Here is an 803-nt window from a genome sequence, read left to right as displayed (position 1 = left end):
TTTTCAATCAGAGTATCAATCATTTCATATTTAAAACCGTCAATGGTCCGGTTATCAACACCCTCTGTCATATTTCCTTCTTTGGATTGGATTCTGGCATAGGCATTGACATAAAATTCCCGGTTGTACAAATTCCTATATATTCTTTGGAATACATAGTGTTCATCATTCTGCGATTTCTGATTTAGCATTGATAAAATCGTGTTAGCGTTCTGCATTTCGCATACCTCCATTCTTTATCAATAAAACAATCTGCTTTCCTTCGCCATGTACAAGGCTTTCCCTTGCTCAGACTACTATGAAAGCTCCGTTGCCATATTAGATATTCAATGTCATCTCTCTTGGTTTTATCCTTGAGATTTATCACCATAAAGGCATTACATATAGCCGTTTTGACGGCATTCTAACTTAGGCAATCTCCGTTTAAACTCCATAATACTTTTTGGCGCAACTTAGGCTTCCTTTTCGTTTCTTTTGCGTACTTATCGTACACCGAGATAAATCAAAGAGTATGAAGACAATGTACAGATATCTTCATAGATTTATCCTCAAACACATAAGTCAGAGTGTGTTTGCCCAACGTGTTAAAGCGAAGAAACTGGGATTGAAGCAGTATAGCTTTAGCCATATCACGCTGTGGTCTTGCATATCTTGCTTCTTTCTGACTTCAAAACAAATATGCTTTTCCGACGTGCTTTGTTCCCATTGACCTTTCGGCTACTGGTAAGTCGGCTGACCAATTAGATTTCTCTTTAATCTAATGCTCACACACGAGCGATACTATAGAGTCCTTGCGGACGCAC

Annotated in this window: 1 protein-coding gene; it reads right to left on the bottom strand. The window is 38.5% G+C overall.

Going from position 1 to position 803, the window contains the following annotated elements; all coding sequences use genetic code 11:
• On the bottom strand, window positions 1-218 hold a 218-nt coding region (locus tag KCX82_RS22850), incomplete at its 3' end, for a hypothetical protein (RefSeq protein WP_465250705.1).
• Window positions 219-803: the final 585 nt, after the last annotated feature.

Origin of the sequence: Sinanaerobacter chloroacetimidivorans (genome assembly GCF_018128545.1) — a bacterium.
GTDB classification, from domain to species: Bacteria; Bacillota; Clostridia; order Peptostreptococcales; family Anaerovoracaceae; genus Sinanaerobacter; species Sinanaerobacter chloroacetimidivorans.
This window is presented reverse-complemented; position numbering and strand designations above follow the sequence as displayed.